At 70.1% G+C, this 13,986-nt stretch carries 16 protein-coding genes; 9 read left to right on the top strand and 7 right to left on the bottom strand.

Annotated elements, in window-relative coordinates:
• Positions 1-82: 82 nt before the first annotated feature.
• On the bottom strand, positions 83-532 hold the full coding sequence (locus tag WT16_RS19190; RefSeq protein ID WP_006027494.1) for a hypothetical protein: 450 nt from the start codon (positions 530-532) through the stop codon (positions 83-85).
• A gap of 221 nt (positions 533-753) precedes the next feature.
• On the opposite strand from WT16_RS19190, the gene WT16_RS19185 reads away from it, so the two are divergent.
• Together WT16_RS19185 and WT16_RS19180 are read left to right on the top strand one after the other, a co-directional pair.
• Complete coding sequence (locus WT16_RS19185) at positions 754-1,044, top strand: DUF1488 domain-containing protein (RefSeq protein ID WP_009914761.1); 291 nt, start codon at positions 754-756, stop codon at positions 1,042-1,044.
• A 60-nt stretch (positions 1,045-1,104) separates the two neighbouring features.
• Positions 1,105-1,344: a hypothetical protein gene (locus WT16_RS19180; protein WP_009914763.1), complete on the top strand. Its 240-nt coding sequence runs from the start codon at positions 1,105-1,107 to the stop codon at positions 1,342-1,344.
• 77 nt (positions 1,345-1,421) lie between these two features.
• On the opposite strand, the gene WT16_RS19175 is transcribed toward WT16_RS19180, so the two are convergent.
• Complete coding sequence (locus WT16_RS19175; RefSeq protein WP_006027491.1) at positions 1,422-2,069, bottom strand: response regulator transcription factor; 648 nt, start codon at positions 2,067-2,069, stop codon at positions 1,422-1,424.
• Between the two features lie 468 nt (positions 2,070-2,537).
• On the opposite strand from WT16_RS19175, the gene WT16_RS19170 reads away from it, so the two are divergent.
• Positions 2,538-2,996 carry a universal stress protein gene (locus tag WT16_RS19170; protein WP_015603350.1) on the top strand — a complete coding sequence of 153 codons (459 nt, stop codon included), beginning with the start codon at positions 2,538-2,540 and terminating at the stop codon, positions 2,994-2,996.
• Between the two features lie 262 nt (positions 2,997-3,258).
• Here WT16_RS19170 and WT16_RS19165 read toward each other — a convergent pair whose 3' ends face one another.
• The 3 genes from WT16_RS19165 to WT16_RS19155 all read right to left on the bottom strand — a co-directional run bounded on the left by WT16_RS19165 (position 3,259) and on the right by WT16_RS19155 (position 5,543).
• The gene (locus WT16_RS19165; protein WP_006027488.1) at positions 3,259-4,095 is read right to left on the bottom strand and encodes a universal stress protein; all 837 of its coding nucleotides are present in this window, start codon (positions 4,093-4,095) and stop codon (positions 3,259-3,261) included.
• On the bottom strand, positions 4,095-4,589 hold the full coding sequence (locus WT16_RS19160) for a universal stress protein (RefSeq protein WP_063533977.1): 495 nt from the start codon (positions 4,587-4,589) through the stop codon (positions 4,095-4,097). The genes WT16_RS19165 and WT16_RS19160 overlap by 1 nt, the downstream gene beginning before the upstream one ends.
• 114 nt (positions 4,590-4,703) lie before the next feature.
• On the bottom strand, positions 4,704-5,543 hold the full coding sequence (locus tag WT16_RS19155; RefSeq protein ID WP_063533976.1) for a universal stress protein: 840 nt from the start codon (positions 5,541-5,543) through the stop codon (positions 4,704-4,706).
• A gap of 249 nt (positions 5,544-5,792) precedes the next feature.
• Between WT16_RS19155 and WT16_RS19150 the strand changes: the two genes are divergently transcribed.
• From WT16_RS19150 to WT16_RS19130, 5 genes are all read left to right on the top strand, one after another.
• Positions 5,793-6,833: a zinc-dependent alcohol dehydrogenase family protein gene (locus WT16_RS19150; RefSeq protein WP_063533975.1), complete on the top strand. Its 1,041-nt coding sequence runs from the start codon at positions 5,793-5,795 to the stop codon at positions 6,831-6,833.
• Between the two features lie 190 nt (positions 6,834-7,023).
• Entirely contained in the window at positions 7,024-8,049 is a 1,026-nt protein-coding gene (locus WT16_RS19145; protein ID WP_006027484.1) for a VTT domain-containing protein, read from the top strand.
• A gap of 179 nt (positions 8,050-8,228) precedes the next feature.
• Complete coding sequence (locus WT16_RS19140) at positions 8,229-9,437, top strand: MFS transporter (protein WP_015603542.1); 1,209 nt, start codon at positions 8,229-8,231, stop codon at positions 9,435-9,437.
• Positions 9,438-9,660: 223 nt separating this feature from the next.
• A complete protein-coding gene (locus tag WT16_RS19135; RefSeq protein WP_063533974.1) occupies positions 9,661-10,422 on the top strand; it encodes an SDR family NAD(P)-dependent oxidoreductase in 762 nt (253 codons plus the stop codon).
• A 15-nt stretch (positions 10,423-10,437) separates the two neighbouring features.
• Positions 10,438-11,307, top strand: coding sequence for a CmcJ/NvfI family oxidoreductase (locus WT16_RS19130; RefSeq protein WP_063533973.1), 870 nt, complete (start codon positions 10,438-10,440; stop codon positions 11,305-11,307).
• Positions 11,308-11,888: 581 nt separating this feature from the next.
• On the opposite strand, the gene WT16_RS19125 is transcribed toward WT16_RS19130, so the two are convergent.
• On the bottom strand, positions 11,889-12,131 hold the full coding sequence (locus WT16_RS19125; protein WP_009914773.1) for a helix-turn-helix transcriptional regulator: 243 nt from the start codon (positions 12,129-12,131) through the stop codon (positions 11,889-11,891).
• 150 nt (positions 12,132-12,281) lie between these two features.
• Here WT16_RS19125 and WT16_RS19120 point away from each other — a divergent pair, with 150 nt between their 5' ends.
• Positions 12,282-12,572: an H-NS histone family protein gene (locus WT16_RS19120; protein WP_043282781.1), complete on the top strand. Its 291-nt coding sequence runs from the start codon at positions 12,282-12,284 to the stop codon at positions 12,570-12,572.
• A 33-nt stretch (positions 12,573-12,605) separates the two neighbouring features.
• Here WT16_RS19120 and WT16_RS19115 read toward each other — a convergent pair whose 3' ends face one another.
• Positions 12,606-13,907 (bottom strand): acyl-CoA dehydrogenase family protein, encoded by a 1,302-nt coding sequence (locus WT16_RS19115; protein WP_063533972.1) that lies wholly within the window; start codon positions 13,905-13,907, stop codon positions 12,606-12,608.
• Positions 13,908-13,986 lie beyond the last annotated feature (79 nt).

The raw sequence follows: 13,986 nt of genomic DNA, 5'->3' as shown, positions 1-13,986 counted from the left end.
GGGGAGGCGCGATCCGATCGCGCGCGTTTGCGCCGCGTGCGCGCGCACGGCGATCACCGCGACGGCCGCGCCCGCATATCGCTCAGTTCGTCACCACCATTGCATGCGCGCGCTTGCCGGCGTCCGGCAATGCGCCCCACGTGAGCGGAACGAACACCGTGCCGCCCGCTTTTTCGATCGTCTCGACGAACGCGCCGAGCGTCGCGCCCGCGGCGATCGCGAGCGGCTCGCCGCCGAAGTAGCTTTCGGTCCGAAGCCACGGCGCGAGGCCTTCGTTGATGTCGACGACGCTGCACGTGAGCCCGCCGCGCCCGGCCTCGGGCGGCAGCAGCGGGCCGTCGAACGCGACGCGCAGGATCTGGTCGGGGCTGTCGCCGTAGGGTGGTCCGGCGTACAGTTCGTAAGGCGCCTCGCTCCAGCGGTCGCCGCACTGGCGATCGAGCGGCAAGCACGTGAAGTAGGCCCACGGATTGCGCACGAAGCAGAGGCGATAGGTGTCGCGCACGCCTTCGAGATTCGCTTTCAGTGTCATGGCCCGCCCCATCGTTCGGCGCGTGCGAGGCCGGCGCGAAGGGCGCGACGGCGCACGCGACGAAACGATCATCGCCCCGTTGCCCGCCGGCGTGTTGACGCAGATCAACCGCGCGCCGCGCGCGGCCGGTTGACGTGGGTCAAGCGGGCGGCGCGGCGCGGCTCTATGCTGAAGCATCGATGGTCCGCTGCGCGTGCCGGCAGTGGCTACAGGAGATTGTCATGCCCGTCATGAAGATTTCGTTTCCTCTGGATCCGCCGCCCGAGTACTGCGCGCGCGATCTCGTCGTCGCATTTCCGGCGCTCGTCGACGGCGAGTACGTGCAATGCGCGATCACGGCCGAGGCGCTCGAGGATCATTTCGGCGCGGCGTCGCTGAAGGAGGACGATCTGCTCGCGGCGTTCGACCTGCATCGCGGCAAGATCGAGCATGCCGCGCGCCGGATGCTCGACGAGATCGGCGGCAAGCCGGTCCTGCTGCACAGCGGGTTCTTTCGATTCCTTTACGAATAGCGCACGCATGCCGCGCGGCGTCGCGCGGCGCCGCGTCGGCCGATCCGGCTGGAGAGCGACATGACGTTGTCAGGCAACATCAAGGACGGCGACTGGACGGTCGAAGTGACGACGTCGCCGGTGCAGGGCGGTTACGTGTGCGACATCAAGGTGATGCACAGTGCGCCGGGCGGCGGCGTGTTCAGGCACGCGTTCCGGCACGGCGGCACGTATCCGGCCGAGCGCGACGCGATGATCGAGGGGCTGCGCGCGGGCATGACCTGGATCGAGCTGAAGATGTCGAAAGCATTCAATTTGTAAGGCGGCCGCGCCGCGCGCCCGCAGGCCGGCCGCCCGGCTGCGTCGCTCATCGAGGTGCGCGGGCACGGGGGCGTGCGTCAATCCTCGTCCGGATCGTCGATCAGCTTGTGCCGCAACGCGTAGCGCACGAGCGCCGCTTCGTGCGGCATCTGCATCTTTTCGAGAATCCGCGTCTTGTACGTGCTGACCGTCTTCGCGCTCACGCACAGCTCGTCGGCGATCTGCGTGAGCGTCTGGCCGGACGCGATCCGGCGGAACACGTCGAACTCGCGGTCCGACAGCCGATGGTGCGGCAGCGTCTCCGCCGGCTCGTTCAGGCTTTGCGCGAAGCGCTCGGCCATCGCGAGGCTCACGTAGACGCCGCCCGAGGCGACCTTCGTCACCGCGCCGACGAGCTCCGAGCTCGCGCTTTCCTTCGTCAGATAGCCGGATGCGCCCGCGCGGAACGCGCGCACCGCGTACTGCTGCTCCGCGTGCATCGTCAGCACCAGGATCCGCAGCGCGGGCTTCTCTTCCTTGATCTGCTTGATCAGCTCGACGCCGTTGCGGCCCGGCATCGACAGGTCGAGCACGAGCACATTGGCGGGCGTCGAGCGCACGAGCGCGATCGTCGTCGCGCTGTCGAACGCTTCGCCGGCGACTTCGTAGCCGGACGCATTCTGCAGGATATGGCGCAGACCGTCGCGCACGAGCGCGTGGTCGTCGGCAATCAGAACCTTGATCATGGGTGGAAATCTTCCTGTCGAGTCGATTGCATCGGGGAGGTCGACCGGCGGGCGGCCGAACCGGCGCCGCGCGCGCCGGCCGCCACGGGCGCGGCGGCGTGCAACCGTGCGGGCGGGCTGGCGCGTGGCGTGGCGCGCGCGCGTTCGTTTCGAGCCGTCGTCAGAGCGGTCTTCAAGGTCTTGCTCCCCGGTCGAGGCGGCCGCGACGCGGCGTCCCGAACGCGCGGACGCCCGCAAGTGGGCCGCAGCCTCTTATCATCAATATTGAGATGAAATTGTGCTCGATTTGGCTGCTTTTGGCCAATGGGATCGAAGCGCGCATGCGGCGGCTGCGGCGCCGCCGCATGCGCGCCGCGCCGCCCGAGCGCACGCTTGATCCTCGTCAACGGTGGGCCGTCCGCGGCGCGCGAGACTCTCGGCAGGGCGTGCCCGCACGCGATCGAACGGTGTTTTCCGGAGGTGTCGACCATGTACAAAAGAATCTTCGCGGCGCTCGACGGCAGCCGCAGCGCGAGCGTCGCGCTCGACGAAGCGATCAAGGTCGCCAAGACGTTCGGCGCGACGGTGACGGCCGTGTGCGTCGTCGAGCACAAGCCGCAGCTCGTCGACGTCGACGCCGCGTACCTCGAGCCGCAGGACGACGACGGCCCGGCGACCGACATCGCGACCCGCGTGCTCGCCGACGCGAAGGCGCGGCTCGCGCAGCATCGCATCGAGGGCTCGGTGCGCGCGATCGATTCGTATGGCGAGGACGTCGCGGCGGTGCTGATGCGCACGGCCGCCGAGTGCGGCGCCGATCTGATCGTGATGGGCACCCGCGGGCGCCACGGAATACGTCGGCTGCTGCTCGGCAGCGTCGCGGAATCGCTGCTGCGGATCGCGGACCGGCCCGTGTTGCTGCGCCGCCACGACGAATCCGCCGCCTGACGCGGCGCACGGCGTTCGCATGCTGCGTTGCGGCAAGCGGACGCGGCAATCGAGATCGGCGAAGCGCGGAGGTCGCCACGCGGCGATATCCTGACGCCACGAGGCGGCGGTCGCGATCGCCGCCGGCCTTCGGGCGGGGCGACCGTCGCGTGATCGACGCGCGGGTTCACCCGGCAGCAATGAAGGGAAGGCGCCCGAGACGGGCGCGGCCGGCCCGCGCCGGCACCGGTTCCGCCCGACGCCACCGCCGCCGCGGTGTCGCTCAATGCGACAGCAGCACGGGCACCGTCATCGATTCGAACATCGTCCGGGTCACGCCGCCCAGCACGCGTTCGCGCGCGCGCGTATGGCCGTAAGCGCCCATCACGAGCAGGTCCGCGTGCAGGTCGGCCGCGCGGTTCAACAGCGCCGCGCCGGTCTCGACGCCCGGCACGTGCGCCGACGTCGAGAACGATGCCTGGATGCCGTGCCGGCCGAGATACGCGGCGACGTCGATGCCCGCGGGCGCGAGATCGGCGCCCGTCTTGCGGCGGTACATCACGCTTTCGACGGTCACGAAGCGCGCGCGCTTCAGGATCGGCAGCGCATCCGCGACCGCGCGCGCCGCCTCGCGGCTGCCGTTCCACGCGACCAGCACGTTCTCGCCGAACGTGTGCATCGCGCCCGTGAACGGCAGCACGATCGCCGGCACGCCGCAGCTCATCACGACGTCGTCGACGAAGTGCTGCTCGATGAACGCCGCGTCGTCGCCCGGATCGGGCTGGCCGAGCACGACGAGGTCCGCATGGCGCGCGTGCAGCGTCGCGACGTCGGTGGGCGGCCCGGCGGGCGCGCGCCATTCGAAGTTGACGCCCGCGCGTTCGCCGGCGGCCGTGAAGCGCGCCTGCGCGGCGTCGCGTCTCGCGGCGTGCTGCGCCTCGTTCGCCGCGAGGCGCAGGCTCTCGTCGCGGCGAAAGAGCGGCCGCATCAGGTCCTGGCACACGGCGTACAGGCCGATCGCGTGTGCGTCCCAGCGCCGCGCGAGGTCGAGCGCGAACTCGGTGCGCGCGCCGCTCTGGCGGCTGTCGTCGACATGAACGAGCAAAGTCTTGAATTTCATCACGCAGTCTCCGTCGGATGAGTGGCGTTCGCGTCGGCGGCCGGCGCGCCGCGGGCCGGAATCATCAGCACCGGGCAGCGGGCGTGCCGCAGCAGCCGTTCGGCGACGCTGCCGAGCATCAGCCGGCGAACGCCGCGCCGGCCGTGCGTGCCCATCACGATCAGGCTCGCGTCGATCTCGCGCGCCGCGCGCTCGAGGCGTTCGGCGACGTCCTCGCCCGGCGGCTCGACCTCGACGAGCCGCGGCGCGCCGGCGACGCCGCGCCGCGTCATCCGGGCCTGCGCGTCGTCGAGCACGCGCCGGCCTTCCTCGCGAAACGCATCGATGAGGATCGACGGATCGTAGCCCGGCGTGTCGAATGCGAACACCGGCATGTCGACGACATAGACGGGCACGAGCCGCGCGCCCGTGTCGACGGCGAGCTGCAGCGCCGAGTCGAGCGCATGCGACGCGGTCTCGCTGCCGTCGAGCGCGACAAGAATGATCGAATACATGTCTGTCTCCCAACACCCGTTTCGTTCGGCCCGCGCCCACCGCGCACCGCGCGGCTCGGCTCGCCGCCCGCGCGCCTCTTCGGGCGGCATCGGGCGCGCGCGCCGTCGTGCCGCTCAGTGCGACATCAGGACCGGCACCGTCATCGACGCAAAGATCGTGCGCGTCACGCCGCCGAGGATCAGCTCCTTCCAGCGCGCGTGGCCGTATGCGCCCATCACGAGCAGGTCGGTGCCTGATTCGTACGCGTGCGACAGCAGCATGTCGCCGATCGACGCGTCGCGCGAGCGTTCGAGGTCGCGCACGTCGATGTTCGCGTGATGCCGCGCGAGCGTGAGCGCGATGTCGGCGCCCGGAATCCGCGCGCCGGGCGGCTCCTGCCCGACGCCGTTCACGGTGACGATCGTCGTCTTCGTCGCGAGCGCGAGGAACGGCGCCGCGTCGTGGACGGCGCGCGTAGCCTCGCGGCTGCCGTCCCACGCGACGAGCACGCGGGTGCCGATCGCGGACGGCATGCCCGCGTAAGGCAACAGCAGCACCGGGCGGCCCGCCGACAGCACGAGCGTGTCGGGGAAGCTGTCGTCGACGTAGGTTTCCGGGTCGTCCGGATCGGCCTGGCCGGCGATCACGAGGTCCGCGTAGCGCGCGTAGTGCGGCACCGCTTCGTTCGCGCGCGCTTCGGCGACGATCCACTGGCCCTCGACGTTCGCGCGCTTGAGTTCCGCATGGAACAGGCGCTCGAGCGCCGCGCGCTTCTCGCCGCGCCGCTTTTCCTGGTCGGCGAAGTAGTCGGCGGTGCCCGCCATCACGTAGAACGACGTCGGCTCGGGCGTGTAGATCGAGAAGATCGCGCTCAGGTACGCGCCGAACTGGCGCGCGAGCGTCAGCGCCGTTTCGAGCCGCGTGCGCGCGCGATCGCTCGTGTCGAGGTGGACCAGGATGCTCTTGTAGCTCATCGCTCGTTCTCCTAGGTTCCGGCGCGTCGCGCGCCGTTTTGGACGTATGTCCCCAGTCTATGAAGCGCGCGGGCGGCGCGCTTGACTCAGATCAAAGCCCGTCAGGCCGCCCGGCCGGGCCCGCGTGCTGCGCGCGTGCGTCGCATCCGCGTGGGCCGCGGCGCTTGATGCGCGTCAACCGGCGTGCGCGCGGCGCGCCTAGAGTGAGGCGCGAGGGGCATTCCACGCCCCGCGAGCGGAGAACACGACATGAAAGCGCTGGTGTATCACGGGCCCGGCCGCAAGTCGCTGGACGAGCGCCCGATGCCCGAGCTGGTCGCACCGACGGACGTCGTCGTGCGCGTCACGCGCACGACGATCTGCGGCACCGACCTGCATATCCTGAAAGGCGACGTGCCGAGCTGCGAGCCCGGGCGCATTCTCGGCCACGAGGGCGTCGGCGTCGTGCATCGCGCGGGCGCCGCGGTGAGCACGCTGAAGGAGGGCGACCGCGTGCTGATCTCGTGCATCTCGTCGTGCGGGCAGTGCGAATACTGCCGGCGCGGGATGTATTCGCACTGCGCGACGGGCGGCTGGATTCTCGGCAACCGGATCGACGGCACGCAGGCCGAATACGTGCGGATCCCGCACGCGCAGACGAGCCTGTACCGGATTCCCCCCGGCGCCGACGAGGAGGCGCTCGTGATGCTGTCCGACATCCTGCCGACGGGCTTCGAGTGCGGCGTGCTGAACGGCCGCGTGCAACCGGGCGGCACGGTCGCGATCGTCGGCGCGGGGCCGATCGGGCTCGCGGCGCTCTTGACTGCGCAGTTCTATTCGCCCGCGCAGATCGTGATGATCGATCCGGACCCGAACCGGCTCGCCGTCGCGCAGCGCTTCGGCGCGACCGCGTGCATCGACAACGGCCAGGTCGACGCGGTGGCCGAGGTGAAGGCGCTGACGGGCGACGGCGTGGACTGCGCGATCGAAGCCGTCGGCATTCCGGCGTCGTTCGAGCTGTGCCAGCAGATCATCGCGCCGGGCGGCGTGATCGCGAACGTCGGCGTGCACGGCGTGAAGGCGGATCTGCATCTCGAGACGCTGTGGGACCGCAACATCACGATCACGACCCGGCTCGTCGACACGTCGAGCACGCCGATGCTGCTGAAGACCGTCGGCGCGGGGCGGCTCGACCCGAAGCGGCTGATCACGCACCGTTTTCCGCTCGCCGGCATCGAGCAGGCATACGAGACGTTCGGTCATGCGGCGAACACGCGCGCGCTGAAGGTCATCGTCGAAGTGTCCGAGTAGGCGTGCACCGGGTGCCCGGGTAGGCGCGCCCGGGCGGCATGCGCTCGCGCCCTCGCGCGAGCCCGTCACGAAACGCGTTTAGAATGCGGGATGCCGATCCACGCCGCGCACGCGCCGCGGCGGGCGCCGCGGTTCTCCGCGGGCGCCGACGCCACCCGGCTCGGCATTCGTCGCGTTCGAGGTGCGTTTCGTGTGGCATTTTCCGCAGGCTGTTCCCGCGTCGCTCGGTCCGTGGGCCGTGTTCGCCAGCGTGCTCGTCACGCAGCTCGGCATGCCCGTGCCGGCCGTGCCGATGCTGATCGTCGGCGGCACGATGGCGGCGATGGGGCAGGCGTCCTATGCGAGCATGCTCGTCGCGGCCGTCGCCGCGACGGTGCTCGCCGATTCGATGTGGTTCTTCGCCGGACGCGCGCGCGGCCGGCGGCTCCTCAACGCGCTCGTGCGCTTCTCGCTGTCGCTCGACGCGACGCTGCGCGTCGCGCGCAAGGTGTTCGAAAAGCACGGCGCGCCGCTTCTCGTGCTCGCGAAGTTCCTGCCGGGCCTGGGGCTCGTGTCGGCGCCGCTGCTCGGCACGACGGCCGTCGCCGTGTGGGTGTTCCTGTTCTGGGACGTCGCGGGCGCGTCGTTATGGGCGAGCGTGTGGCTCTTCGGCGGCGCGGTGCTGCACGACGAGATCGTGCGGCTGATGCAGTGGGTGAGCGCGAGCGGCGGCACGCTGTTCGACGCGTTCGCCGCGATCTTCGTCACGTTCCTGCTGTACCGCTCGGCGATGCGCATGCGCTTTCGCCGCTGGCTCGCGAAGATTCGCATCAGCCCGCAGCAGCTCGATGCGATGCTGAAGTCGGCGGCGCCGCCCGTCGTGTTCGACGCGCGGCCGCGCGCGGTGCGCGAGAAGGAGGCGTACCGGATCGCGGGCGCGTATCCGCTCGATCTCGATTCGCCGGAGTCGCTGCATCCCGATCTGATGACGCGCCCGGTCGTCGTGTACTGCGTGTGCCCGAACGAAGCCACCGCGAAGCGCATCGTCAGCCAGCTCCAGCGCAAGCGCATCCGCCACGCGCTCGCGCTGAAGGGCGGCCTCGACGCGTGGGAGAAGCAGGGCTATCCGGTCGAGCCGCTGCCCGCGGACTTCGACGCCGCGCGCTACGTCGCGCCGCCGCCCGCCGAGCCCGCCGACGGCGGCGGCTATCCGATGCGCGCCGGCCTGACCGACTAGCCGCGCGTCGATCGGCGCGGCATGGCGGATCGATCCTGCCGCGCCCGCCCGGAGATTCCGGCGCCGCATTGCGTTGATGCATCGCTTCGGCGCATTGCTTCGATACTTCGATATATTGCTTCGACGTATCGCACGCATTCTTTCCCGTTTTGTCCCGATCGTTGCCCGAGAGCCTGCCAATGCCCGCGCATTCCGTTCCTTCCCGCCGTCCTCCGATTCCGCGCACCGTGTGGGCGCTCGGCTTCGTCAGCCTGTGCATGGACGTGTCGTCCGAGCTGATCCATGCGCTACTGCCGATCTATCTCGTGACGACGATGGGCATGAGCGTCGCGGCGCTCGGCGTGCTCGAAGGCGCGGCCGAGGCGACCGCGATGATCGTCAAGATCTTCTCCGGCGCGCTGAGCGACTGGCTCGGCCGGCGCAAGGCGTTGCTGCTGCTCGGCTACGGGCTCGCCGCGCTGACGAAGCCGCTCTTTCCGCTCGCGTCCGGGCCGGCGACGGTTGCCGCTGCGCGGCTGCTCGACCGGGTCGGCAAGGGCATCCGCGGCGCGCCGCGCGATGCGCTCGTCGCCGACGTCGCGCCGCCCGAGATCCGCGGCGCGTGCTTCGGGCTGCGCCAGTCGATGGATACCGTCGGCGCGTTCGCGGGGCCGCTGCTCGCGATCGTGCTGATGCTCGCGTTCGCCGATCACATCCGCGCGGTGCTGTGGTTCGCGGTCGTGCCGGCGTTCGCCGCGATCGCGCTGATCCTGTTCGGCGTCGACGAGCCCGCCGCCGCGCCCGCCGCCGCGCGCACATTCCGCTCGCCGCTTCACTGGCGCGCGCTGCGCGCGTTTTCCGGACGCTACTGGTTCGTCGTGCTGATCGGCACCGCGTTCACGCTCGCGCGCTTCAGCGAGGCGTTCCTCGTGCTGCGCGCGCAGCAGGCGGGGCTCGACATCGCGTGGATTCCGGCCGTGATGGTCGTGATGAGCGTCGCGTATGCGGCGTCCGCGTATCCGGTCGGCATCGTGTCCGACACGTTCGGCGCGCGCGCGCCGCTCGCGGCCGGCATGCTGCTGCTGATCGCGGCCGATCTGCTGCTGGGCGCGAGCGCGTCGCCGACGGCGCTGTTCGCGGGCGTCGCCGTCTGGGGGCTGCACATGGGCTTCACGCAGGGGATGCTCGCCGCGCTCGTCGCGGAAACCGCGCCGGCGGAACTGCGCGGCACCGCGTTCGGCGTGTTCAATCTCGCGGGCGGGATCGCGATGCTGGCGGCGAGCGCGCTCGCCGGCTGGCTGTGGGAGCACCACGGCGCGCCGACGACGTTCTTCACCGGCGCGGCGCTCGCGGCCGTCGCGCTCGCGATGTGCGGGTTCGTTCGGAGGCGGCCGCGGCGGGCGGCCTGACGGTGGGCGAAGGACGCCGCTCGCTCGTTCGCTTGCGTTGTCATTCACCCGCCAGACCCCCGTCAAGAACCGGCAAAACATCGACAAAACTGCGCGACCGACAGGGTTTTAAAAAGGCACTATGCTCAACGCTCCACCAACGAGCGCGTTCGCAGTCGTTCCGATAAACATATCTCGTTTTCTTCGTTTCGCACGCGCAACAGACGATATAGGGTTCGCCGATATGACGATCGATACGGTGTCATCCAGTTCCATTCCGCTCGCGTGGATCGCGGGCGTCGGCGCGAGCGCCGGGCTCGGCGCGGCCGTCGGCCGGCGCTTCGCGCGCGGCGGCTACGCCGTCGTGCTGACCGGGCGCACGCACGAGCGTCTCGCCGCGGTCGCGGGCGAGATCCGCGCGCAGGGCGGCGTCGCGCACGTCGCGAGCGGCGACATCGCGAGCGAGGCCGACGTCGAGCGCCTCGCGATCGAGGTGCGCACGCTCGGCACGCTGCGGGCCGCGGTGTTCAACGCGGGCAACGCGCTCCGTGCGCCGACGCTCGAGCTGAGCATCGCGCAATTCGAGAACGCGTGGCGCACGAACGTGATCGGTGGCTTCCTGTTCGCGAAGGCGGCGCTCGCGCAACTGCTCGACGCAGGCGACGACGCGCCCCGCAGCCTGCTGTTCACGGGCGCGACCGCGTCGCTGCGCGGCCGCCCGCCGTTCGCCGCGTTCGCGTCGGCGAAGGCGGGGCTGCGCTCGCTCGCGCAGACGCTCGCGCGCGAGTTCGGCCCGCGCGGCGTTCACGTCGCGCACGCGGTGATCGACGGCGGCATCGACGGCGAGCGGCTGCGCAGCGCGGCGCCCGAGCGCGCCGCGCAAGCGGGCGCCGACGGGCTGCTGTCGCCCGACGCGATCGCCGACAGTTACTGGCAGTTGCACGTGCAGCACCGCAGCGCGTGGACGCAGGAGCTCGATCTGCGTCCGTACAACGAAGCGTTTTGACGAGGAGCAGTCGCAATGAGCACGGTCATCGAAGAATGGTCGCCGGTGCAGGAAGGCGGCGAGATCGAAGCAGAGGTCAATTACCTGGCGAAGGGCGCCGCGCGTCCGGTGTCGTATACGTTCGAGCCGCCGCCCGGCACGCCGTGGGCGACGGGCGAGCTCGCGCCGCGCCGCGTGAAGATCCGCGACGCGCGGCCGCTCGCGGCGGCGGGCGCGCTCGGGCTCGATGCGAGCGGCTTCGAGCTCGTTGCGCATCGCACCGCGCTCGCGGATTTCGCCGACGACGCGGCGATCCGCTCGACCTACTACGCGGAAGTCGATGCGCTGCTGCGCGCGGCGACGGGCGCGGAAAAGGTCGTCATCTTCGATCACACGCTGCGCGACAGCGCGCACGGCTCGCGCGCGACGGCCACGCTGCGCGAGCCGGTGCGCCGCGTGCACAACGACCAGACGTTCGTGTCGGCGCCGCGCCGCGTGCGCGACCATCTGGGCGCCGACGAGGCCGCCGCGCGCTTGCGGCACCGCTTCGCGATCGTCAACGTCTGGCGTCCGCTCGACGTCGTCGAACGGCTGCCGCTCGCGCTGTGCGATGCGCGCACGATCGCGCCGGACGACCTGGTGCCGAGCGATCTCGTCTATCGCGACAAGGTCGGCGAGACCTATTCGGTCGTCGCGAATCCCGCGCACCGCTGGTTCTACTTTCCGCGGCTGCGCCGCGACGAGGTGCTGCTGCTGAAGATCTACGATTCGCTCGACGATGGCCGCGCGCGTCTCACCGCGCATACCGCGTTCGACGATCCGACGACGCCCGAGACGGCCGCGCCACGCCGTAGCATCGAGGTGCGGGCGCTCGTGTTCTGGCCGGCGGCCGAGACCGGGCAGTAAGCAGGGCGGCCGGCGTGCGCGAGGCGGCGCGCGTGCGGCGATGACGATGCGGCGAATGGAGTAGAACTTCGGTCGACCGATCGGGGCCGGCCACGCGCTGCGGCGTCGCATGCATTCGCCGTTCGCCGCCATTGCCGTCGCGTGCGCATTCGGGCTCGTGAGCAGTCGACGCTACGCGTGCGCGTCGCCGCGATCGGCGAACGGACGGCCCGGCAGCGTGCGACGCGTCGCGAGGCGATACGGGAGCGAAGTGCCTCGCCGCATCGTTTCGATGCGACGGAAGAATGAAGCGATTCGATCCCGGTGCGTGACCGATCGCGCGAGCGTCGATCCGATCCGCGACCGCGCGGTGTCGCGCGGTTGCCGCTGCGCGAGACGCTCTGTGGAGCGCCGCGTCTACCGTGCACTACTACGCGAGCCAGGCGGACCGGCGCGCCACTGCGCTCGCGACGGACGGCCGATACGCCGCACGACGCGCGACGCGATGAACACAGGCGAACGAACGCGCGGTCAAACGAAGCGGCGCACGCCGCGCGGCATTCAAATCGTTTCAAATGACGAGATGCAGCCGCATGAGCCATTCAAACGCCCGCGTCGATTAATTCAGATACGGCGTGGTTGGGCTCGATGCCGCAATGACGGCACCAATCGAGATAAAGGAGAATATCGACATAGCGTTCCCCGCGTTCGATCTTGGAGAGATAGGACTGGTCGATGCTCAGGCGCTCGGCCAATTGCGTCTGCGTGAGGCCGGCTGCTCTTCTCAGCGCGCGCAAATGCGTGCGCAGCACGACATAACGAGGGTGATGAATGGAAGGGAGCATGGGCGAATGCTCCCTGCTGAATCGAAATAGTCCACCTTGGCCTAATTGCGCTATGATAGCCGAAAACTGACTTCGGCACTCTTTAACATAACAACATGGTTTTCGATTGTCGGTCGAAAAGAGGCAGTGGAATCATACGGGGAAATGGTAATGGCAACATACAAGGAATTGCTTGCCCAATTGGATGATTTGAAGCAGCAGGCGAAGACCGCACGCGCGGTCGAGTTGCCCGACGTGCTTGTCGAACTGCGCAAGAAGATCGTCGCGTACGGTCTCACGCAAAAAGATCTGTTCCCGCCTCGCCTCGGGCGGCCGAAGAAAGTCGACGCGCTGCCGAGGCCGCGCTATCGCGATCCGGACACGGGCGCGACATGGACGGGGCGCGGCCGCGCACCCGCCTGGATCGCCGGGCAGGACCGCGAGCGGTTCCTGGTCGATTAGCGCGCCGGCTGCGATCGCACGGCGCCGCCGGCGTCAGCGCGCGGCGTCCGCATGTGCGATCCCGAAGCGCTCGTTGTGCCCGACGCCGTTCAGATAGTAGTTGCCGATCGCCGCTTCGCGAACGATCGCCGGATTGTGCGAAGCGAGCACGCGCGCGTTGCGCCAGTGGCGATCGAAGCGGCGCGTCTCGCTCGTCGCCGATGCGCCGCCCACTTCGAACAGCAGCGTCGCGGCCTCGAGCGTCTGCGCGAGCACGATCTGCTGCGCCTGGAATGCCTGGATGTCGACGCGCACGTATGCATCTTCGGTCGCGCTGCCCGCTGCGCGCGCGGCGGACAGGTCGTCGAGCGTGCGTGCGATCGCCGCGACGAGGCTCTGCGTCGAATACGCGAGGCTCGCGAGCCGCCCGATCACGCGCTGCACGAGCGGATCGTGACGCGGGCTCGACGCGCCCGGCACGCCGAACGTGCGCGTGCGGTCGCGCGTGAAGGCGACCGCGTCGCGCAGCACCGCGCGCGTGATGCCCGCGAGATTCGCGAGATGCAGCGTCTGGAAATACGCGGTCAGCAGGCTGTTGCTGCGCGGCTGCGATGCATCGAAGCGCCGATAGATGTCGTCCGGCGCGACCTCGGCGCGCGTGAAGCGCGTCGTGCCGCTGCCCGTCAGGCGCTGGCCGAAGCCGTCCCAATCGTCGAGGCGCTCGACGCCCGGCGCGCCGGCCGGCACGAGCACGCGCAGGTCCGTATCGCCGTCGTTCGCGGTCACGTCGATCCAGTCCGCGTACAGCGTGCCTGTCGTGTAGTACTTCTCGCCGTCGAGATACAGCTTGCCGTTCTCTCGCGACAGCCGCACGGTGTTGCTCGTGACGGCGGCCCGCTCCGCGGTCGCGCCGCCGACGATCGTTCCGCGCGCGATGCGCGCGAACCAGCGGTCGCGCAGCGCGTCGTCGGCGCTCTCGTGCAGCATCTCGACGAAGCCGCCGTGCACGCGCAGGATCTGCGGCAGATTCGGATCGGCTTCGCCGAGCCGCGAGAGCAGCGCGAAGAACGGCGCGAGGCCGATGCCGCCGCCGCCCGCGGCCGTCGGCACGCGCAGCTTCGTGAAGCCCGCCGCGCGCAGCCACTCGACAGGTTCGTACGGCAGCTCGCGATGCTGGTCGCGCGCGACCGCGCCTTGCGCGATCCGGTCGAATATCGGGGCGAAGCGGCGGATCAGCGGATCGTCGTCGAACAGGCGCGCGGCGTCGGCGATCTTGCTGTCGTGCGCGTCGGCGTGTGACGGGGCGGCGGGCGTCGTGGTCCGCCGCAGCGTGGAATCGGGGCTGGAAATGGCCATCGGAGGTCCTGGCAGGGATGGGCGCGAAAAACAACCACGTTAAACGGAGCGCGCCCGCCCGGACAACGAACGAATCGTG

The organism is Burkholderia sp. MSMB1589WGS (assembly GCF_001636105.1).
GTDB classification, from domain to species: Bacteria; Pseudomonadota; Gammaproteobacteria; order Burkholderiales; family Burkholderiaceae; genus Burkholderia; species Burkholderia humptydooensis.
The sequence above is the reverse complement of the archived record's forward strand: the minus strand, read 5'-3'. Positions and strand labels throughout refer to the sequence as shown.